Annotated in this window: 17 protein-coding genes; 5 read left to right on the top strand and 12 right to left on the bottom strand. The window is 71.2% G+C overall.

The genetic code is table 11. The features are described 5' to 3' along the window. Nucleotides 1-13 precede the first annotated feature (13 nt). Genes HNR40_RS12855 through HNR40_RS12840 form a run of 4 tightly spaced genes read left to right on the top strand, consistent with a single transcriptional unit; the run spans nt 14 to nt 3852 of the window. Nucleotides 14-352 (top strand): TcmI family type II polyketide cyclase, encoded by a 339-nt coding sequence (locus HNR40_RS12855; protein ID WP_184960734.1) that lies wholly within the window; start codon nt 14-16, stop codon nt 350-352. Next, complete coding sequence (locus HNR40_RS12850; protein WP_184960733.1) at nt 349-2040, top strand: acetyl-CoA carboxylase carboxyltransferase subunit alpha; 1692 nt, start codon at nt 349-351, stop codon at nt 2038-2040. Before HNR40_RS12855 ends, HNR40_RS12850 begins: the two co-directional genes overlap by 4 nt. Then, nucleotides 2033-2485 carry an acetyl-CoA carboxylase biotin carboxyl carrier protein gene (locus HNR40_RS57160; RefSeq protein ID WP_184960732.1) on the top strand — a complete coding sequence of 151 codons (453 nt, stop codon included), beginning with the start codon at nt 2033-2035 and terminating at the stop codon, nt 2483-2485. Before HNR40_RS12850 ends, HNR40_RS57160 begins: the two co-directional genes overlap by 8 nt. Next, nucleotides 2482-3852, top strand: coding sequence for an acetyl-CoA carboxylase biotin carboxylase subunit (locus tag HNR40_RS12840; protein WP_184960730.1), 1371 nt, complete (start codon nt 2482-2484; stop codon nt 3850-3852). The genes HNR40_RS57160 and HNR40_RS12840 overlap by 4 nt, the downstream gene beginning before the upstream one ends. Nucleotides 3853-4023: 171 nt before the next feature. Here HNR40_RS12840 and HNR40_RS12835 read toward each other — a convergent pair whose 3' ends face one another. From HNR40_RS12835 to HNR40_RS12825, 3 genes are read right to left on the bottom strand one after another with little or no spacing between them, the layout of a single operon-like run. Beyond that, nucleotides 4024-4953, bottom strand: coding sequence for an RluA family pseudouridine synthase (locus HNR40_RS12835; protein ID WP_184960728.1), 930 nt, complete (start codon nt 4951-4953; stop codon nt 4024-4026). Beyond that, the gene (gene lspA / locus HNR40_RS12830) at nt 4950-5516 is read right to left on the bottom strand and encodes a signal peptidase II (RefSeq protein WP_312896312.1); all 567 of its coding nucleotides are present in this window, start codon (nt 5514-5516) and stop codon (nt 4950-4952) included. Before lspA ends, HNR40_RS12835 begins: the two co-directional genes overlap by 4 nt. Next, entirely contained in the window at nt 5480-5869 is a 390-nt protein-coding gene (locus HNR40_RS12825; protein ID WP_184960723.1) for a TraR/DksA family transcriptional regulator, read from the bottom strand. The genes lspA and HNR40_RS12825 overlap by 37 nt, the downstream gene beginning before the upstream one ends. Nucleotides 5870-6302: 433 nt before the next feature. Between HNR40_RS12825 and ileS the strand changes: the two genes are divergently transcribed. Continuing rightward, nucleotides 6303-9437: an isoleucine--tRNA ligase gene (gene ileS, locus HNR40_RS12820; RefSeq protein WP_184960722.1), complete on the top strand. Its 3135-nt coding sequence runs from the start codon at nt 6303-6305 to the stop codon at nt 9435-9437. A gap of 65 nt (nt 9438-9502) precedes the next feature. Here the strand turns inward: ileS and HNR40_RS12815 are convergent, their stop codons facing one another. From HNR40_RS12815 to murG, 9 genes are all read right to left on the bottom strand, one after another. Beyond that, nucleotides 9503-11143 (bottom strand): hypothetical protein, encoded by a 1641-nt coding sequence (locus HNR40_RS12815; protein ID WP_184960720.1) that lies wholly within the window; start codon nt 11141-11143, stop codon nt 9503-9505. A 45-nt stretch (nt 11144-11188) separates the two neighbouring features. Continuing rightward, on the bottom strand, nt 11189-12061 hold the full coding sequence (locus HNR40_RS12810) for a DivIVA domain-containing protein (RefSeq protein ID WP_184960718.1): 873 nt from the start codon (nt 12059-12061) through the stop codon (nt 11189-11191). Between the two features lie 102 nt (nt 12062-12163). After that, nucleotides 12164-12454, bottom strand: coding sequence for a YggT family protein (locus HNR40_RS12805; RefSeq protein WP_184960716.1), 291 nt, complete (start codon nt 12452-12454; stop codon nt 12164-12166). Nucleotides 12455-12537: 83 nt separating this feature from the next. Beyond that, a complete protein-coding gene (locus HNR40_RS12800) occupies nt 12538-13041 on the bottom strand; it encodes a cell division protein SepF (protein WP_184960714.1) in 504 nt (167 codons plus the stop codon). A gap of 117 nt (nt 13042-13158) precedes the next feature. After that, nucleotides 13159-13854, bottom strand: a complete 696-nt coding sequence (locus HNR40_RS12795; protein WP_312896311.1) for a YggS family pyridoxal phosphate-dependent enzyme — start codon at nt 13852-13854, stop codon at nt 13159-13161. A gap of 402 nt (nt 13855-14256) precedes the next feature. Next, complete coding sequence (ftsZ, locus tag HNR40_RS12790) at nt 14257-15699, bottom strand: cell division protein FtsZ (RefSeq protein ID WP_184960711.1); 1443 nt, start codon at nt 15697-15699, stop codon at nt 14257-14259. A 911-nt stretch (nt 15700-16610) separates the two neighbouring features. After that, a complete protein-coding gene (locus HNR40_RS12785) occupies nt 16611-17273 on the bottom strand; it encodes a cell division protein FtsQ/DivIB (protein ID WP_184960710.1) in 663 nt (220 codons plus the stop codon). Further along, complete coding sequence (gene murC / locus HNR40_RS12780) at nt 17270-18673, bottom strand: UDP-N-acetylmuramate--L-alanine ligase (protein WP_184960709.1); 1404 nt, start codon at nt 18671-18673, stop codon at nt 17270-17272. Before murC ends, HNR40_RS12785 begins: the two co-directional genes overlap by 4 nt. Further along, nucleotides 18670-19746: an undecaprenyldiphospho-muramoylpentapeptide beta-N-acetylglucosaminyltransferase gene (gene murG / locus HNR40_RS12775; protein WP_184960708.1), complete on the bottom strand. Its 1077-nt coding sequence runs from the start codon at nt 19744-19746 to the stop codon at nt 18670-18672. Before murG ends, murC begins: the two co-directional genes overlap by 4 nt. Nucleotides 19747-19754 lie beyond the last annotated feature (8 nt).

Raw genomic sequence — 19754 nt, 5'->3', positions numbered from 1 at the left:
ACCAGGAGGTCACGTGTCCGAAAGGATCCTCATCGTCGCCAGGCTCAGTCCCGGCAGCGCCCCCGAGGTCGCCCGCCTGTTCGGCGAGTCCGACGACGGCGAGCTCCCCCACGCGCTCGGGGTCCGGCGGCGCGAGCTGTACCAGTACCGCGAACTGTACTTCCACGTCGTCGACTTCGACGGCCCGGCCGGCCAGGCGATGGCCCAGGCGCGCGACCGCGCGGACTTCCGCGGCCTGAGCGAGGAGCTGAGCCCGCACGTCGCCCCGTACGACCCGGCCACCTGGCGCAGCCCCGCCGACGCCATGGCCACCCGCTTCTACCACTGGACCCCCGGCGGAGGTGCGCAGTGACCGTCACCGCCACCGACGAGTGGACCCGGTGCGCCGGCTGCTCGGCCATCGTCTACCTGCCCCGCCTGGCCCGCGCGCACCAGGTCTGTCCCGAGTGCGGCCACCATCACCGTCTGCGGGCGATGGAGCGGATCGCCACGCTGGTCGACGAGGGCTCCTTCCGGCCGGCCGTACCCCAGGTGAGGGGCGGCGACCCGCTGGGCTTCTCCGACACCCTCCCCTACACCGAGCGCCTGACGCGGGCCAGGGCCAAGACCGGCCTCGACGACGCGATCGTCTACGGCCGCGCGAGCATCGGCGCCCGCCCCGCGGTCGTGGCCGCCATGGACTTCGCCTTCCTCGGCGGCAGCATGGGCTCGGCGGTCGGCGAGGCCGTCACCCGCGCCTGCGAACTGGCCGTGCGCACCCGCCTCCCGCTGGTGCTGGCCATCGCGTCCGGCGGCGCCCGCATGCAGGAGGGCACGCTCTCGCTCATGCAGATGGGCAAGACCGCCCAGGCCATGAGCCGGCTGCGGCAGGAGGGCCTGCTGTCGGTCTGCGTGCTCACCGACCCCACGTTCGGCGGCGTGACCGCGTCGTTCGCGACACTGGGCGACGTGCTGGTCGCCGAGCGGGGCGCGCTCATCGGCTTCGCCGGCCCGCGCGTCATCGCCGCGGCCACCAGGGAGCGGCTGCCCGAGGGCTTCCAGAGCGCCGAGTACCTGTTCGCCGGCGGCATGCTCGACCGCGTCGAACCCCGCGAGGGCCTGCGCCCCCTGCTCTCCCGCCTGCTCGCCCTGACCACCCCGCACCCCCCACAGCCACCCGCCGTCGTGGTGCACGACCCGGACGAGCTGACCAGCCCGCGCCCGCCCGCTGTGGTGCGCGACCCCGACGAGCTGACCGGTCCGTCACGCCCCCATGAGACGGTACGGCTGGCGCGCGACACCGCCCGCCCCACCGCCCTGGACTACATCTGGCACCTGTGCACCGACTTCGTCGAACTGCACGGCGACCGCCTGCACGGAGACGACCCGGCGATCGTCGGCGGCCCGGCGATGCTCGGCGGCGCCCCGGTGATGATCGTGGCCCACCAGAAGGGCCACGACACCAAGGAGCTGGTCGCCAGGAACTTCGGCCTGGCCCACCCCGAGGGCTACCGCAAGGCGCTGCGCCTGATGCGCCTGGCCGACCGCCTGGGCCTGCCCGTGGTGACCTTCGTGGACACGCAGGGCGCGGCACCGGGCGTCGGCGCCGAGGACCGCGGCCAGTCGTGGGCCATCGCCGAGTGCCTGGCCGGGATGTCGGAGCTGGCCGTGCCGGTGGTCGCCGCCGTCATCGGCGAAGGCGGCAGCGGCGGCGCGCTGGCGCTGGCCGTGGCCAACCGGGTGCTGATGCTGCGCCACGCCGTCTACTCGGTGATCAGCCCGGAGAGCTGCTCCACGATCCTGCACGGCGACCCCTCGCACGCGCTGGAGCTGTCGTCGTCGCTGCGCATCACCGCGCCCGACCTGCTACGGCTGGGCGTCGTGGACGGCGTCGTGCCCGAGCCGCCCGGCGGCGCCCAGGAGAACCCGGCCGCCGCGATGGACGCGCTGCGCGAGGCGGTGCTGGAGGCGCTGGGCGAGCTGGCCGGGATGGACGGCGCCCAGCTGCGCAAGGACAGGTACGAGCGGTTTCGCCGGCTGGGGGTGGTCGAGGGTGGATGAGCAGGATCTGCACGCGGCGCTGCGGCTGCTGCGCGAGGAAGTGGGGAACCTGGTCAAGACGGTTCCCGGACCGGTGTCGTCGGTCTCGGTACGGCTGGGCGACTGCTCCCTGGAGGTGTCGTGGGCCGGAGCCGTGCCCGCGGGGCCGCCGGCCGTACAGGCTGAGTGGGAGGAGACGCCGCAGGAGGCGGCCGATCCGGCGCTGGCGGTCGTGACGGCGCCGCTCGTCGGCACGTTCTACGTCGCGCCCGAGCCGGGGGCGGCGCCGTTCGTGCGCGCGGGAGACCGGGTGGAGGCGGGCCAGACGATCGGCATCGTGGAGGCGATGAAGCTGATGAACCCGGTCGCCGCCGAGCAGTCGGGCGAGGTCGTGGAGGTGCTGGCGGGCAACGCCGAGCCGGTGGAGTACGGCCAGGACCTGGTGCGGATCAGGGTGGACGGATGAGGCCGCGCAAGATCCTCATCGCCAACCGGGGCGAGATCGCGGTCCGCGTGGCCAGGACCTGCCGGGAGCTGGGCATCCCCACGGTGGCCGTGTACTCGAGCGCCGACCGGACGGCCGGGCACGTGGCGGCCTGCGACGAGGCGGTGAGCATCGGCCCGCCCCCGGCCCGCCGCAGCTACCTCTACGTGCCGGCGATCATCGAGGCGGCGCTGCGCACCGGGGCGGACGCGATCCACCCGGGCTACGGTTTCCTGTCGGAGGACGCCGACTTCGCCCGGATCTGCGCCGCCCACGGCATCACGTTCGTCGGCCCACGCCCCGAGGTCATGGACCTGGTCGGCGACAAGGCGCGGGTGCGCGCGCTGATGGCCGAGGCCGGCCTGCCGGTGCTGCCCGGCAGCGACGGCGCGGTGCCCTCGCCGGCCGACGCCGAGAGGATCGGGGCCGAGATCGGCTACCCGGTGATCGTCAAAGCGGCGGCGGGCGGCGGCGGGCGCGGCATCGCGGTCGCCCGCGACGCCGGCGAGCTGCGCGAGGTCTACCGCGCCACCACCGCGCTGGCCCAGCAGCTGTTCGGCGACGGGTCGGTCTACGTCGAACGGTTCGTCCCCGCGGCCAGGCACGTCGAGGTGCAGTTGCTCGGCGACGCCTCGGGCGCCGTCATCCACCTGGGCGAACGCGACTGCTCACTGCAGCGCCGCAACCAGAAGCTGGTCGAGGAGGCGCCATCCCCGCTGCTGCCGGACGACCTGCGCCACCGGCTCGGCGCGTACGCGGTCGCCGGGGCCAGGCACGTCGGCTACACCGGCGCCGGCACGATGGAGTTCCTGGTCGACGCCGACGGCAACGCCACGTTCATGGAGATCAACGCCAGGATCCAGGTCGAACACCCGGTCACCGAACTGCTCACCGGCGTCGACCTGATCGCCGAACAGATCAGGGCCGCCTCAGGTGAACGGCTCTCGCTCACCCAGGACCAGGTCACGCTCACCGGCGCGGCCATCGAGTGCCGCGTCAACGCCGAGGACCCGGCCACCGGCTTCCGCCCCACACCGGGCCTGCTCACCGTGTTCCGCCCACCGGGCGGGCCGGGCGTCCGCGTCGACTCGGGCTTCGCCCAGGGCGACCGAGTGCCACCCGACTACGACTCGCTGATCGCCAAACTGGTCGTGTGGGCGCCGACGAGGGCACAGGCGATCGCCAGGGCCGACCGGGCACTGGCCGAGTTCGCCGTCGAGGGCCCCGGCGTGGCCACCACCATCCCGCTGCTACGCGCACTGCTGGCCCAGCCCGAGTTCGCCGCGGGCACCCACACCACGGCGTTCGTCACCGACTACCTCACCCGAACCCCGGTACCCACCGGCTAACCCGGTCCCGGCCCTCAAAGGCACACGTGGGGCCGGTCCAGGTGGTCAGGGTGGGCCGTGACGGTGGCGCGTCTGTCCGACGTGAGAAGCGACCCCCACGATCTGCGCCCGCGCACGGCGGCGGGTGGCGTGGGGGCGGCTCGCCGTAACGGATGGAAAGCCCGAGAAAGGTTAGGACTCGGAGCGCACCAGGTCGAGGGCTTTCTGGAGGTCTTCGGGGTAGTCCGTGGTGAAGGAGATCCACTCCCCCGAAGAGGGATGCTCGAAGCCCAGGGACACCGCGTGCAGCCATTGGCGCGTGACGCCCAGCCGGGCCGCCAGCGTCGGGTCGGCGCCGTAGAGGAGGTCGCCCACGCACGGGTGCCGCAGGGCGGACATGTGCACCCGGATCTGGTGCGTGCGGCCCGTCTCCAGCTTGATGTCCAGCAGCGACGCCGCCCGGAACGCCTCGATCGTGTCGTAGTGCGTCACCGACGGCTTGCCGCCCGCCACTACCGCCCAGCGCCCGTCACCGGCCGGATGCCGGTCGATCGGCGCGTCCACGGTGCCGCGGAACGGGTCGGGATGCCCCTGGACGAGGGCGTTGTAGCGCTTGTCCACCGTGCGCTCCTTGAAGGCGCGCTTGAGGTGGGAGTACGCGTGCTCGCTCTTGGCCACGACCATCGCCCCGGTGGTGTTGGCGTCGAGCCGGTGCACGATGCCCTGGCGCTCGGCCGCGCCGCTGGTGGCGATGGTGTGCCCGGCGCCGAGCAGGCCGCCGATGACGGTGGGGCCGGTCCAGCCGACGGTCGGGTGGGCGGCCACGCCGATCGGCTTGTTGACCACGACGATGTCGTCGTCCTCGTACACGATCGTCATGCCGGGCACCGGCTCGGCCACCGGCATCGGGGTGGTGACCGGCGGCGGCATCGTCACCTCCAGCCAGGCGCCCGCGTGCACCCGGTCGGACTTGGCCGCCTCGTTGCCGTCGACCAGCACCTCGCCGGTGGCGATCAGCTCGGCGGCGCGCGTACGGGAGAAGCCGAACAGCCGCGACAGGGCGGCGTCCAGCCGCTCCCCCTCCAGCCCGTCCGGGACGGGCAGGCTGCGCTGTTCGCTCACTTCTTCACCTCGCGGGTGCCGTCGATCTGCAGACCACGCCAGGCCAGGATGACCGCCAGGATGCCGCCGCACACGATCGCGGAGTCGGCGATGTTGAACACCGGGAAGTAGTCGATGATCGGGAAGTTGCCCGGCAGCACCTCGATGAAGTCGACCACGTGCCCCTGCAGCTGGGTCGACCGGCCGAAGCCGGACGGCCAGCGCAGCAACCGGTCGGTGAGGTTGCCCAGCGCGCCGCCCAGCAACAGGCCCAGCGTGATCGCCCACGGCAGGCTGCGCAGCTTGCGGGCGGTCCGGATGATCGCGACCACCACGCCCGAAGCGATGATGGTGAACACGAACGTCATCCCGGTCCCGATGCTGAACGCGGCGCCGGAGTTGAAGATCACCCGGAACTGGAGCACGCCCGGGATGATCACGTTGGGCGGCTCGCCTTCGAGTGTCCGCAGCACCACGGTCTTGGTGACCAGGTCCGCCACGTAGATCACGAAGGCGAGCGCGCCCAGCAGGAGGAGGAGCTTGCGCTTTACCTGCGCTCCTCCCGCTGCTTGCACGTCACGCACAGCGTCGCCCTCGGGAACGCCTGCAGGCGCTCCTTGCCGATCGGCTTCTGGCACGATTCGCACACTCCATAAGTCCCTGCGTCGATCCTGGCGATCGCACGTTCGTTCTGCGCGACCAGGTCGCGCGCATTCAGGGTAAGGGCGATCTCGCGTTCGCGCTCATAGGTCTTGGCTCCGGCGTCCGCCTGGTCGTCGCCGGCGCCCTGCGTCACGTCGCCCGAGGCGATCTCCGACTCGTGGCGGCGGATGTCCGCGTTGAGCTCGTCTATCTCCCTCTGCAGGGACTCGCGTACCTCGGCCAGCTCCTGCTCCGACCACATCGACGGTGTTGCGGTCTGCGTGACTGCCGCCATGGCTGCCTCCATGCTGATCAAGGCCGGTGAATGGTGCGGGCAGCTTAGGTGCCCGATAACGGATCGGCAAACGACCCGCCGTGCGGTTTACCCCTCCCGTACTATCCCGCCCCGCGAATTCAACTCCTCCACTGAAGAGTCCATTCCCACCGCTTTGCCCGCCACGGACGCGGCCCTCGGAAAACGGGGAAGTCTTTCGCTCCACTCTGCGTTATGGTTTGAGCCTGCAAGGCGTTGATGGGGCCCGACTGTGAGGGATATCACCCCGGAGCCGCCGGAAGAACGGCTCGTCACCGAGCTCACTAGAACCGGCCGCAGCCCTGAACGAAGAGGGCCCCTTTCCGGGGCCAAGAAGGGTGGTACCGCGGAGCCGTCCGGCTTCGTCCCTTCACGCACCTGTCAGCTTGTGACCAGCGTGGAGGTCCCGCCCGAGATGTCTTCCCACTCTTTCCGCTCTCTTCCCGCGCAGGTCGACCTGCCCGCGCTCGAGCGCGAGGTCCTCGACCGCTGGCGCGACGGGAAGATCTTCGAGCGCTCGGTGGAGCAGAACGAAGGCAACCCGTCGTGGGTCTTCTACGAGGGTCCGCCCACCGCCAACGGCCTGCCCGGCGTCCACCACGTCGAGGCGCGCGTCTTCAAGGACCTGTTCCCGCGCTACAAGACCATGCAGGGGTTCAGCGTCCCCCGCAAGGCCGGCTGGGACTGCCATGGCCTGCCGGTCGAGGTCGGCATCGAGAAGGAACTCGGCCTGTCCGGCAAGAAGGACATCGAGGCGTACGGCATCGCCGAGTTCAACGCCAAGTGCCGCGAGTCCGTGCTGCGCCACGTCGACGCCTTCGAAGAGCTCACCGAGCGGATGGGCTACTGGATCGACCTGTCCACCGCCTACCGGACCATGGACCCGTCCTATATCGAGTCGGTCTGGTGGTCGCTGAAGGTCATCTTCGACAAGGGCCTGCTGTTCCGCGACTTCCGCATCACCCCGTACTGCCCGCGCTGCGGCACCGGCCTGTCCGACCACGAGCTGGGCCAGCCGGGCGGCTACGAGACCGTGTCGTCGCCGTCGGTGTACGTGCGCATGCCCGCCACCTCCGGCCGCCTCCAGGAGCTCGGCGCCTCGCTGCTGGTCTGGACGACGACGCCGTGGACGCTGGTGTCCAACACGGCGGTCGCCGTACACCCCGACGTCACCTACGTCGCCGCGCGCACCGCCGACGGCGAGGTGCTCGTGGTCGCCGAGCCGCTGCTCGGCGTGCTGGGCGACGGCGCCACCGAGGTGGCCCGCTTCACCGGCCGCGAGCTGGAGCGCACCTCCTACGCGCGCCCCTTCGACCTCGTCGACATCCCGGGCGCGCACTACGTCGTGCTCGGCGACTACGTCACCGTCGAGGACGGCACCGGCCTGGTCCACCAGGCCCCCGCGTTCGGCGCCGACGACCTCACGGTCTGCAAGAAGTACGGCATGCCGGTCGTCAACCCGATCGGCCCCGACGGCCGCTTCCTCGACGACGTGCCCATGGTCGGCGGCCAGTTCTTCAAGGACGCCGACGAGGGACTCACCGATGACCTGCGCGCCCGCGGCCTGCTGTTCCGCGGCGGTCACTTCGAGCACAGCTACCCCCACTGCTGGCGCTGCCACACCGCGCTGCTCTACTACGCGCTGCCCTCCTGGTACATCCGCACCACCGCGGTCAAGGACCAGATGCTCGCCGAGAACGAGAAGACCAACTGGTTCCCCGACACGATCAAGTGGGGCCGCTTCGGCGAGTGGCTGCGCAACAACGTCGACTGGTCGCTGTCGCGCTCGCGCTACTGGGGCACGCCGCTGCCGCTGTGGGTGTGCACCGCCGACGAGAGCCACATCACCTGCGTCGGCTCCCTGGAGGAGCTGGGCGAGCTGGCCGGTCAGGAACTGTCCGCGCTCGACCCCCACCGCCCGTTCGTGGACGACGTGTCCTTCCCCTGCCCGTCCTGCTCGGCCGAGGCGCGGCGGGTGCCCGACGTCATCGACGCCTGGTACGACTCCGGCTCGATGCCGTTCGCCCAGTGGGGCGCCCGCGGCAAGCCCGAGGGCGTCTACCCGGCGCAGTTCATCTGCGAGGCCACCGACCAGACGCGCGGCTGGTTCTACTCGCTCATGGCCGTCGGCACGCTGACCTTCGGCCAGTCCTCCTACGAGAACGTGCTCTGCCTCGGCCTCATCCTGGCCGAGGACGGCCGCAAGATGAGCAAGCACCTGGGCAACGTGCTGCAGCCCATCCCGCTCATGGACCAGCACGGCGCCGACGCCCTGCGCTGGTTCATGGCCTGCTCGGGCTCGCCCTGGGCGGCGCGCCGGGTCGGCCACGGCACGCTGGAGGAGATCGTCAGGAAGGTCCTGCTGACCTACTGGAACACCGCCTCCTTCTTCACCCTCTACGCCAACGCCTCATCCTGGACGCCCCAGGACGCCTCCCCCGCCGCCGAGCGGCCGCTCATCGACCGCTGGGCGCTGGCCGAGCTCCACCGCACCGTCGCCGAGGTGAGCGCGGCGCTCGACGAGTACGACACCGTGCGGGCCGGGCGCCGGCTGGCGGAGTTCCTCGACGACCTGTCCAACTGGTACGTGCGCCGCTCGCGCCGCCGGTTCTGGCAGGGCTCGCAGGACGCCTTCGCCACCCTGTACGAGTGCCTGGAGACCGTCACGCGGCTCATGGCGCCGATCACCCCGTTCGTCACCGACTACCTGTGGGACGTGCTGCGCCGGGCGGGCGACCCCGCCTCGGTGCACCTGACCACGTGGCCGGCCGTACGCGAGGATCTGCTCGACCCCGCGCTGTCCCAGCAGATGGCGCTGGTGCGGCGGCTGGTCGAACTGGGCCGCTCCGCCCGCGCCTCGTCCGGGGTCAAGACCCGCCAGCCGCTGGGCCGCGCGCTGGTCGGCGCCCACGACTGGCCCGCCCTGCCCCACGAGCTGCGCGAGCTCATCGCCGACGAACTGAACGTGCAGACACTGGAGGACATGTCCGGCTACAGCGCCGACCTCGTCTCCTACACGGTCAAGCCCAACTTCCGCGCGCTCGGCAAGCGGTTCGGCTCCCAGACCAAGCTGGTCGCCGCCGCCGTCTCCGCCGCCGACGCCACCTCCCTGGCGCGCACCCTGCGCTCCGGGGGTACGGCTTCGCTGGAGGCGGCCGAGCTCGGCACCGTAGAGGTGGGCCCGGACGACGTGATCGTCACCGAGCAGCCGCGCTCCGGCTGGGCGGTGGAGACCGGCGCCGTCGACACCGGCACCGGCGAGACCGTCGCGCTCGACCTGGCCATGACCGGCGAACTGCGCAGGGCCGGGCTGATCCGCGAGGTCATCCGGCTGGTGCAGGACGCCCGCAAGTCGAGCGGGCTGGCGATCACCGACCGGATCGACCTGTGGTGGACCGCTGACTCGGCCGACCTCGCCGAAGCGCTGCGGTCGGACGGCGGGCTGGTGGCCGACGAGGTCCTGGCCCTGTCCGTCACGGAGGGCTCGTCCGACCTGCCGGTGTTCACCGACACCGACCTGGGCCTGACCTTCCAGCTCCGCCGCGCGTAGACGCGAAAAAGACGCGGTCCCCGTTGTTTGGGGGCCGCGTCTTTCTTACGTGCGGGACCGGTACGTCAGCTGACTGATTCGCGGTCGTTCTGGCAGACCGAGCAGCTGGTCAGCCCGGCGGCTTCGGCCTGGGCCAGGGTCATGGTCTCCACGCCCGTGTCACCGGCGCCGCGGATCAGCGGGCAGGCGGTGCTGTGGTAGCGCCGCGTGCCGACGATGACCTTCACCGTGCCCGGCCGCGTGTCCTTGGCGGGCGCGACATCACCGGCGACGTCCTCGGCGGCCGGTCGGGGCTTCGGCTCCGGCTCCGGGGACGGCCCCTCGGGCTTGCCCTCTGCCGCGGACGTGGTCGCAGACCGCTTGCCGGACTCCTCGCCAGGCCTGGGCGTGGGTCGTGAGCCGGGCTCAGGCTTCTTCTCCGGGGGTGCGGGCTTGGCCTCGCCGTTGGTGGCCGAGGGGGCGACATAGGGCGCCACGCGGGGCCCTGACGGGCTTTTGCCGGTGGGCCTGCCCTCGTCGGCGACCGGCGCCTCGGGCCGTCGGCCCGCGCCGTTGTCACCGGTGACCGGATGCCCGATCTTCTCCTCGGCCGGAGGCCGCTGCCCGGCCGAAGGCCCCTGCCCGGTCAGAGCAGAACGCTCGGGCTTGTCAGCCCCGGACTTCTCGTCCTTCCAGGGCTTGTCCGAAGGGCTCGCGGCCTTGCCGGAAGGACCTGCGGGCTTGTCGCCCGAAGGACTCTCGGGCTTGCCGTCCACACTCGCGGGCCTGCCCGCACCCGTGGGACTGCCCGTCGCACTCGTCGAACTGCCTGCCGCGCTCGTAGAACCGCCCGTCGGTGGTTTGGACGGGGAATCCATGGCGGGGAGCCGGAGGTGCGGGTTGGTCGTCTCGGCGTCGGACTCGTCGTCCGGCCCCGGTGCGGGCGGGGTGTCGTCACCGGCCGCGGAGGGCTTCGCCGTACCGGAGGAAGAGGCTTTGGGGGCGAACCAGCCGCCAGGCTGGTCGGGCCCGGACTCCGGAGTGGGGGTGGAAGCGGCGGGGGCCGGCTTCGGCGCTGCGACGGGGCCCGCGGGCCGCAGGTCGCGGGTCGCCTCGGAGGGTTCCGCCGGAAGCTCGGCGGAGACGGTCCTGGTCTCCGGCGAGGCAGCGGGGTGGGGCGTGACGGGCTCGGGGTCGGCGGCAGGCGGCAGCTGCCGTCCACCGAGCGCCGCGTCGGGCAGGCAGCTCGTGCAGGGCGTGAAGCCCTCCTCGCGCGCCTCCTCGAAGGTGAGCTCCTCGTGATCCCGTCCGATCAGCTGGCGGCATCCCGGTACGTGGTAACGCTTGCGCCCGGGGATCACCAGGACGAGCGCGTCCGGGGAGATCCCGCGTGCCGCGGGCCGGCGGGGAGCCGGTGAGGGGATGGTCGCCGTCTGCTGGAACGTCTGGGTACGCGGAGGAGACGGCGGCGCTCCCGCGGGAGCCTGGTCGGAGTGTGGCGGCTGCGGGTACCCGAACTTCGCGGGTTCGGGAGGGGTGGCCGTGGCCCCGGCACGCCCGCCGGGGAACAGCTCATGACGCCGCAGCAGCGCCCCGATCACCAGGAACAACGCGGAAAGCACGCTCACCACGATGGACCACATGATCAGAAACGGCTTTGCCAGCACGAAGCCCGCGATCAGTAGCACGACCGCCGCGAGCACCAGACCAGCAGAGATAAGGATCACTAGGGGGCTCTCTCGAGTGACGGGTCCTTGTGTTGACCCGCTACTTTACCGGCGGTCGTTGTGCGGGCCGTCGGCGCCGGGGAAGGCGCCCTGGGGAGCCTCGCCGCCGAACGGGCTGGGACCGCCGGGAAGCGGCTGCTGACCACCCTGGGGTACGGCGTGCGACATGGCCGGCGCGCCGGGGTTCGGCAGAACCGGGAACCCGCCGCTGCCCTCCGCGGAGACGTTCAGCTCGGCGAGCTGGTTCTCCAGGTAGAGCTTGAGGCGGCTGCGGTACTCGCGCTCGAAGCTGCGCAGCTCCTCGACCTTGCGCTCCAGCTCGTCACGGGTCTGGACGAGGGAGCCCATGGCCTGACGGTGGCGCTCCTGCGCGTCGCGCTCCAGCGTCTCGGCGCGGGCACGGGCGTCACCGATGACCTGCTCGGCCTGGCGGCGAGCCTTGGTCAGGATGTCGTCGGCCTCGCGGCGGGCGCGGGTGACGGTCTCGTCCGCCTCGCGGCGGGCGTCGGCGATGGCCTGGTCGGCCGTCTGCTGGGCGAGGGCGAGCACGCGGGCCGCGGTGTCCATGTTGTCCTCGGCGGGAGGCATGTTCATGGCAACGGGCTGGGGCTGCGGCTGCATGGGCTGCATCGGCTGCGGCTCGGGGGCCCGCATGGGCTCCGGCTGCGGCGGCAGCTGCATCTCGGCCTTGGGCTCCTGCACGGGGGCGGAGGCCATGGGCATGTTCATGCCGCCGGGCACCTTCCCACGCAGGCACTCGGCCAGTTTGGCGCGCAGCTCCTCGTTCTCTTGGATCAGGCGGTCAAGCTCAGCTTCCACCTCGTCGAGGAAGGCGTCTACTTCTTCCTCGTCGTAGCCCGGCCGCAGCCGGGTGGTACTGAACTGCTTGTTCCGCACGTCAGCGGGCGTCAGCGGCATTTTTTGGTCTCCTTGGCGCGCTTGGGGTCTGTCCGGAGGGGGCAGACCCGAATCACATCAGCGCGGACACGAGTCGGTTCTCGACCGGACCTCGCAGGCACGTCACCTGGCGAGCGATCCCGCGATCTGGATCAGGATCAGCACCACGATGAACAGGACTGTGAAGCTTAGGTCAAAGGCCACCGTACCCAACCGGAGGGGAGGAATGAAACGGCGGAGAAACTTGAGAGGTGGGTCGGTTGCGGTGTATGTGGCCTCTGCGAGGACCAGCACGACGCCGGAGGGCCGCCACTGGCGGGCGAACGCCTGCACCGTCTCAAAGATCATTCTTCCGATGAGCAACACCAGGTAGAGGGACAGGACAACCACCAAGATCTGACCTACGATCCCCACGGCGTGGCCGCGCCTCCACTTCTGATGAGCCCTCCCGACGGTCTCGGTGAGACCAGGTTGGGTCCGATAGACATACAGAGACTCTAACTCTGGTTGAAGAATCCGCGTTCCGCGATTCGAGCCTTGTCCTCGGCGGTCACCTCGACATTGGCAGGGGACAACAGGAACACCTTGTTGGTAACACGTTCAATGCTGCCATGTAGGCCAAAGACCAGACCTGCCGCGAAATCCACAAGCCGCTTCGCGTCGCTGTCAACCATTTCAGTCAAGTTCATGATGACCGGGGTGCCGTCCCGGAAGTGCTCTCCGATCGTACGCGCCTCGTTGTACGTGCGCGGATGGAGCGTGGTGATCCTCGCGAGGTCGGTGGTGCGCCGCTCCAGGACCGTCGTCGAGGGTCTGGGTGCGGGCACACCGGGGTCGGTCTCGTCATCGCGGTCCTGGACCGCGACGGCCCGCTCCTCACCGGTCCGCGGCGACTCCTCCTCGTACGGAGGGTCGTAGTCCGCGTAGGCCTCGTACCTCTCGTAACGGTCGTCCTCCACGAGACCGAGGTAGACCGCCATCTTGCGCATTGCGCCGGCCATACTACGTCGTCCTCCTGCTCATGGTCGCACTCGCTCGGGCGGGGTCCCGAGGCGGTAGCCGTACCCCCTTGGAGCTCACCGCAGATCGACCTCTACTAAGACCCACTTGAGGGGACATTACCTGACGAAGGGCTTGCGGCGACCGAGCAACGCCGTACCGACCCGCACGTGTGTCGCACCGTTTGCCACAGCCTCGGACAAATCCCCACTCATCCCCGCGGACACCATGACCGCGCCTGGATGCCGCGACTGGAGCGCGAGCGCGATCTCCCGCAGCCTGCCGAACGCCTTGCCCGGATCCTCCCCCAGCGGCGCCACCGCCATCACCCCGCCCAGCCGCACGTTCTCGGCCGCCGCGATCACATCGGCCAGCGCGGGCACGTCCGCCGCCAGCGCGCCGCCGCGTTCCGGGTCGTCGTCGAGCGCCACCTGCACCAGGCACGTCACCTCGCGCCCCGCCCTGACGGCCTCCTTGGAGATCGCCCTGGCCAGCCGCTCGCGGTCGACGGAGTGGATCACGTCGGCGTACCCGACCACGGACCTGACCTTGTTCGTCTGCAGCTGCCCCACGAAATGCCAGGTCAGCGGCAGATCAGCGCATTCGGCGGCCTTGCCGGCGGCTTCCTGGTCGCGGTTCTCGCCGACGTCACGGACGCCCAGCTCGGCGAGGATCCGCACATCGTCGGCGGGATAGGTCTTGGTGATCGCGATCAGCGTCACCTCCGCCGGGTCCCGTCCGGCGGCGCGGCACGCCTGCGCGATCCGCTCCTCCACCTCGCCCAGCCGCTCGCCGATCTCCGCCTTGCGCGTCACTTCACACCTTTCTCCCTGTACGGCAGGCCGCCGTCGCCAGGAGGCCTGCCGTAAGAACGCTACTCCAGGGCAGGGTGGAGCCTCGCACGTGAGTTCGATCACTCTTTGTTTTGGGCGGCATGTCGCCATGGGGAGAACACAGGGACAGCGGCAGGGCCTCCGCGCCACAGATCAGCGCGGCCCTGCGGGCGGGGCATCTTGCTCGCCGCGGATCGGTGAGGTCCGGCAACCGGGCGGGCTCGCCGCAGGATCGGTGAGGGTCCGGCAGCAGGGCGGGCTCGCCGCAGGATCGGTGAGGGTCCGGCAGCAGGAAGTCCTCTCCCGCTGATCGGCGGGGTTGGCGGGCGGTGGACAGCAGAGCGCCCGCGCCGGTCGCGGCGCGGGCGCACAGTGGTGCTGCGGCTACTTGAGGAAGTCCGGGACGTCCAGTTCCTCTTCCTGCTCCTCGAAGACCACCGGCCGGCGCTTGGCCGGCTCCGACATCCGGGAGTTGATCGGCGTCGGCGGGTTCGGGGGCTCGGGGGCCGGGCGGGGGATGGACACCGGCGCGGGCGGCTCCTCCGCGACCGGCTCCACCGCGGGAGCCACCTGGGCGGCGGGCGCGGGCTGCGCGGGCGCAGGTTCCGGGGTGTGCGGCTCGGCCGGGCGGACGGGCTCAGGCCTGGGCTCAGGCCTGGGCTCCGGCCGCTGGTCGGGGCGCATCGGCTCGGCGCGCAGCTGCGAGTAGGGCACCGAGTCCGAGCGTACGGGCTCGGGTCGGGCGGGCTCCGCGCGCGGCGGCGCCACCGGCTCGGCCTTCACGCTCGGCGGCTGGACGCTGCTCGGGCGCACCGGGGCCGAGGCCTGGGCGGCGGTGGCCGACGACGCGGCCGGCCGTACGGCCGCCGGAGGCAGCTTGGGCACCTCGTCGAAGCCGGCGGCGATGACGGTGACCCGCACCTCGTCGCCGAGCGCGTCGTCGATGACCGTGCCGAAGATGATGTTGGCGTCGGGCGCGGCGGCCATCGACACCAGCTGGGCGGCCTCGTTGATCTCGAACAGGCCCAGGTCGGAGCCGCCCGCGATGGACAGCAGCACACCGTGGGCGCCGTCGATCGAGGCCTCCAGCAGCGGGCTGGAGACCGCCATCTCGGCCGCCGCCACGGAACGGTCGTCACCGCGCGCATGCCCTATCCCCATGAGGGCGGAGCCGGCGCCGGACATGACGGATTTCACATCCGCGAAGTCCAGGTTGATCAGACCGGGCGTGGTGATCAGATCCGTGATGCCCTGGACACCGGACAGCAGCACCTGGTCGGCCGCCTTGAAGGCGTCCAGCACGCTGACCTGGCGGTCGGAGATCGACAGCAGGCGGTCGTTCGGGATCACGATCAGGGTGTCGACCTCGTCGCGCAGCGTCTCGATGCCGGCTTCGGCCTGTGAGGCCCTGCGCCGCCCTTCGAAGCTGAACGGCCTGGTCACTACACCTATCGTCAGCGCGCCAAGTGACCTGGCGATGTTGGCCACCACGGGTGCGCCACCGGTGCCGGTGCCGCCGCCTTCGCCGGCCGTGACGAAGACCATGTCGGCGCCCTTGAGCACCTCTTCGATCTCTTCACGGTGGTCCTCGGCCGCCTTGCGCCCCACATCGGGGTTGGCGCCCGCGCCAAGTCCGCGCGTGAGCTCACGGCCCACGTCCAATTTCACGTCGGCGTCACTCATCAGCAGCGCCTGGGCGTCGGTGTTTATCGCGATGAACTCGACGCCCTTGAGTCCCTCTTCGATCATCCGGTTGACGGCGTTGACTCCGCCGCCGCCGATGCCGACGACCTTGATGACCGCGAGGTAGTTCTGCGGTGCTGCCACGACGAGGGGCCTTTCCGCTCGTTGACTTGCCATTTCGGTGCGGATTGTTCTCCGCCATTTCTCACTTCGGGTAACTCTCAACCTCAGGTTGAGATTTAGATTTATGTCAACCTGAGGATTGATACGGACAGTAGGAGTTACGCTCCGGGCGGGTCAACTAACCGCGCCGCAAGCACGTCCGGCGTGTCGCGGGCTGTCCGATTCGCTCCCGTGTCATGCCTGGCCGGGCTCCCGTCCGGGATACAGACTCTCACGCTCCACCCCCCGGATCGGACAGGCTCCACCCATTCTCCTCCCAAACCCTCACCACCCCAAGCCGCCCCGGGTTGCCTGGCAACTACCACGCATCGGGCAATACATGTGTTAACCCACTCCCACCCCAGCTCACACCCCCCACCCCCGGGTACGGCCAGCCCACAGAGGGCACCATCCGCCGACCCGCACGGCCACCCCCAGAGCAGCCACGTGGCCACTACCGAAGCAAGGACGCCGGGCGGCCAACGGGGTGCGCGCAGGCGCCAGGACCACCCGCACCGACCAGGACGCTCCGGAAAAGCACCGGGCGCGCCGAGTTGGCGCACGGCGAGTCGGGGATCCACGGGACGAGGTGCGGCGGGACGAGGCGCGGCGGAATCCGGCCGGGAGGAGCGGGGCGCCGGATGACCCGGCGGGGAGGAGCAGGGCGCGCCGGACGACCCGGCGGGGTGGCGCCGGTCAAGTGGAGGGACCGCCCGTTGACCGGGGCCGTGACGGCGGGTGAGGTGTCCGACGTGAGAAGCGATCCCCCCGACCTGCCCCGGCGCATGTCGGCGGGTGGCGTCAGGCCGGCTTGCCGTAAAGGAGAGAGGACATCACACCTCCCCGCGCGGGCGGGTGGCGTCAGGCCGGCTTGCCGTAAAGGAGAAAAGGCATCACTTGAGCGTCACGACGTCAGGAGAGCTGACGTCATACACGTCCGCCTTGCGGGAGAGGAGGGAGAGCAGCACGGCCGCCTTGTCCTCGCCACGGTCGGCGCCGCCCCACACCACGGTCCGCCCGTCGTTGAGGCCGAACGTGATCCCCTCGGCCGACGACGCGCGCACCGTCTTCACTTTCCCCGACAACGTGTCAGGAAGTGTGCTGACCACCTTGAGCGCGGCCAGTGTCACGGGGTCGGTCGGGCTGGGCCGGTCCATGTGCAGCACCGGCAGATGCGGCGGCCCGATGGCGCGGATCTCGGTCACGACGCCCTGCTTGTCCACCAGCGCCGCCTTGCCGCCCACGGGCAGCACGGCGACCGGCTCGCGTTCGGCGACGGTGATCTCCAGCGTGGACGGCCACACTCGCGCGGCCTTCACGGTCGCGAGCTGCCTGATGCCCAGCACGCGGCTCTCGACCGCGGCCAGGTCGACGGTGGCCAGCGGGTGCAGCGCGGCGATGGCGGCCTGCTGCTCGATCCGGTCGGCGGGAACTGTGAGATTCCCCACGATCTCGACATTTCGCACGCCGAGGACAGGTGAGTAGAAAACCAGCCATACCGCCGTGCCTACCACCCCGGCGGTCAGCAGCCCGATGAAGGCGGTCCGTGCCCTCACCGGGTGGACAGCTCCGCGACGATCTGCGGCCCGAGCTCGGTGACGTCGCCCGCGCCCATGGTCAGGACGATGTCGCCCTGCCGCGCCTTGTCCGCCACCAGCGCGGGCACGGTGGCCTTGTCGGGCGCGTAGTCGACGTGGGATTCGGGCAGGTTGACCCGCTCGGCGACCATGGCGCCCGACACCCCGGGCTCGGGATCCTCGCGGGCGCCGTAGACGTCCAGGACGATCGCGCGGTCGGCCAGGCCGAGCGCCGCGCCGAACTCGTCGGCGAAGAACCGGGTCCGCGAGTACAGGTGCGGCTGGAAGACCGCGATGACCCGCCCGTCACCCGAGTAGGAGGCGACCACGTCACGCGCGGCGCGCAGGTCGGCGGCCAACTCGGTGGGGTGGTGGGCGTAACTGTCGAAGACCGCCACGCCGCCCGCCTCGCCCTTGGCCTCGAAGCGCCGCTTGGCCCCCGTGAAGGCCGCCAGACCGTCCCTGATCTCCTCGAACGGCAGGCCCAAGGCATCGGCCACGGCCACCACCGCGGTGGCGTTGAGCGCGTTGTGCGCCCCGGGAACGGCCAGCCTGACCTCGCCGCGCCCCTCGATCGTGAAGCGCGTGCCGAACCCGTCGGGCCGCACCCCGGTGACGCGGTAGTCGTCGGACTCGGTGCCGTAGGTCCTGACCTTCAGCCCGCGCTTGGCGGCCACCTCGGCCAGCGCGGCGGACCCCGGGTCGTCGGCGCAGATGACCAGCAGCGAGCCGACCCGCTCCACGAACCGGTTGAAGCTGTCGTAGACGGCCCGCGGGTCCCCGTAGTTGTCGAGGTGGTCCGCCTCGACGTTGGTCACCAGCGCGATGTCCGGCGCCAGCATCAGGAACGACCCGTCGCTCTCGTCGGCCTCGGCCACGAACACGTCGCCGTTGCCCTCGTCCGCGCCGAGCCCGGTGGTGACCAGCTGCCCGCCCACGCAGTAGGACGGGTCGGCCCCGCACTTCTGCAGCGCCACGGTCAGCATCGAGGTGGTGGTGGTCTTGCCGTGGGTTCCGGCGATGGCCACCGCGGTGCGCCCGGCCATCACCGAGGCCAGCGCGGCGGCCCGCGGGATGACCCGCACCCCGCGCTTGAGCGCCTCCCCCAGCTCCGGGTTGGAGTCGCGGATGGCGGTGGAGACCACGACGGTGTCGGCGTCCTTGACGTGGGAGGCGGCGTGCCCGATGTGGACGGTCGCGCCGAGCTCGCGCAGCTCGTTCACCAGCTCGGAGCCGCGGGCGTCGCTGCCGGTCACGCGTACGCCGCGCTTGAGCAGGATGCGGGCGATGCCCGACATCCCGGCGCCGCCGATGCCGATGAAGTGGACCCTCCCCAGGTCCTCGGCGGCGACCGGATCGACCAGCTTCACGAGACTCATTGGGCTATCTCCAACACTTTCCTGGCCAGCGTGGTGTCCGCGTCCTTGCGTCCCAGTCTGACCGCGGCCTCGGACATGACGGCGACGCGTTCGGGGTCCCGCAGTATGGGCAGCACGTTCTGGATGATCCAATCAGGTGACAAATCGGCATCGTCGATGAGCAGCCCGCCGCCGCCCCCGGCGATGCGCTCGGCGTTGATCCGCTGCTCGCCGTTGCCGTGGGGCAGCGGCACGTACGCCGCGGGCAGGCCGACCGCGGTCAGCTCCGCGCAGGTGAGCGCGCCGCTGCGGCACAGGGCCAGGTCGGCGGCCGCGTAGGCGAGGTCCATGCGGTCGAGGTAGGGCAGCAGCACGTACTGCGGGTCGCCCGGCGGCGGCTCCCGCTCGACGGTGTTCTTCGGGCCGACGACGTGCAGCACCTGCACCCCCGCCGAGCGCAGCGCGGGCGCGGCGGCCAGCGCGGCCTGGTTGATCGAGCGGGCGCCCTGGGAGCCGCCGAAGACGAGCAGCGTCGGCCGGTCGGTCTGCAGGCCGAACCAGGAGCGCGCCTTGTCGCCCATCGACAGCCGGTCGAGCTGGACGATCTCGCGCCGCAGCGGCGTGCCGATGTACTCGGCCTTGGCCAGCACGCAGTCGGGGTGCCCGGTGAAGACGTGGTCGGTGAGCTTGGCGCCCAGCCGGTTGGCCAGGCCGGGGCGCGGGTTCGCCTCGTGCACGACGATGGGCACGCCGCGCCGCTTGGCGGCCAGGTACGCGGGCGTGGCCACGTACCCGCCGAAGCCCACGAGCACGTCGGCCCGCACCCGGTCGAGCACCGCGGCCGCGGCGTTGACCGCCCCGGCCAGCCGGCCCGGCATCGTCAGCAGCTGCGGGGTGATCGCCCTGGGCAGAGGTACGGCGGGCACGAGCTCCAGCTCATACCCCCGGGCGGGCACCAGCCGGGTCTCCAGGCCGCGGTCGGTGCCCATGCAGGTGATGCCGATGCCCGGGTCGAGCCCGCGCAGCGTGTCCGCTAGGGCGAGAGCGGGCTCGATGTGCCCGGCCGTCCCGCCACCGGCGAGGACCACCCTCATGATCGGTC

Source organism: Nonomuraea endophytica (assembly GCF_014203235.1).
GTDB lineage: Bacteria > Actinomycetota > Actinomycetes > Streptosporangiales > Streptosporangiaceae > Nonomuraea > Nonomuraea endophytica.
Note: the sequence above shows the minus strand (reverse complement) of the source record. Positions and strands in the feature narration are given on the sequence as shown.

What these genes read in the sequence shown, in the direction of transcription:
- ileS (WP_184960722.1), top strand. Translation starts at nt 6,303, where the DNA reads ATGTCTTCCCACTCTTTCCGCTCTCTTCCCGCGCAGGTCGACCTGCCC.
- HNR40_RS12810 (WP_184960718.1), bottom strand. Translation starts at nt 12,061, where the DNA reads ATGCCGCTGACGCCCGCTGACGTGCGGAACAAGCAGTTCAGTACCACC.
- HNR40_RS12800 (WP_184960714.1), bottom strand. Translation starts at nt 13,041, where the DNA reads ATGGCCGGCGCAATGCGCAAGATGGCGGTCTACCTCGGTCTCGTGGAG.
- murC (WP_184960709.1), bottom strand. Translation starts at nt 18,673, where the DNA reads ATGAGTCTCGTGAAGCTGGTCGATCCGGTCGCCGCCGAGGACCTGGGG.
- HNR40_RS12840 (WP_184960730.1), top strand. Translation starts at nt 2,482, where the DNA reads ATGAGGCCGCGCAAGATCCTCATCGCCAACCGGGGCGAGATCGCGGTC.
- HNR40_RS12825 (WP_184960723.1), bottom strand. Translation starts at nt 5,869, where the DNA reads ATGGCGGCAGTCACGCAGACCGCAACACCGTCGATGTGGTCGGAGCAG.
- murG (WP_184960708.1), bottom strand. Translation starts at nt 19,746, where the DNA reads ATGAGGGTGGTCCTCGCCGGTGGCGGGACGGCCGGGCACATCGAGCCC.